This is a genomic window from Pseudonocardia charpentierae, assembly GCF_031845345.1.
GTDB classification, from domain to species: Bacteria; Actinomycetota; Actinomycetes; order Mycobacteriales; family Pseudonocardiaceae; genus Pseudonocardia; species Pseudonocardia charpentierae.
This window is the reverse complement of record NZ_JAVREJ010000100.1, coordinates 1-617: the sequence shown is the minus strand read 5'-3', so window position 1 is coordinate 617 and position 617 is coordinate 1. Positions and strand designations below refer to the sequence as shown.

Here is a 617-nt window from a genome sequence, read left to right as displayed (position 1 = left end):
CTACTACAACCGCCGCCGGCGGCACTCCACTCTCGACTACTTGACACCAGTCGAATACGAGCTAGGATTCAGAAAACTCACCGACCTGGCAGCCTAAACCGATGTCAATAAAATCGGGAACATTCCAATTCGCAGGGCTGGCAGGAGGGCGTGCCATGTCCTTGATCGGCATAGCGACCACTCATCCTGGTGCCAGTGTCGCGCGCCGAGATTCGTGACATGGCTTGTTTCCTGCGGTTTCTCACTATCAAGAGTCTGATTGTCATGGCGAGACCGCCGGTGTGCTCGACCGAGGAGAAGGTCCGATCGTGCTGTCGATGCTGGCCGGTGAGATCACCGTCGCGAAGGCCGTGCGGCGGGCGAAGGTGTCCTAGTACTCCAGCCGCAGATTGTTATGGAATACCCGTGCGTCTGCGGTAGTGGCTGGTGTGGGCGCGGTGTTGGTGGCGGCGTCGCCAGGTCGACCAGGCCCAGATTCGGGCGTGGTTGTGGCGGGTTCGGGTGGGTGTGGTCAGGTGTGCCAGGAGACGGCGGATCTCGCCGAGGGTGAGCGGGATGAGGCCGCTGCCAGGTCTTTTGGGGCGATCGCGGCGGTCACGGCGAGGTAGGCGTGGGCG

At 62.1% G+C, this 617-nt stretch carries 1 protein-coding gene; it reads left to right on the top strand.

Features of this window, described 5'->3' with window-relative positions; translation table 11 throughout:
• Nucleotides 1-97: IS3 family transposase (locus RM445_RS32685; protein ID WP_397469430.1), on the top strand; the 97-nt coding region annotated here is incomplete at its 5' end.
• Nucleotides 98-617: the final 520 nt, after the last annotated feature.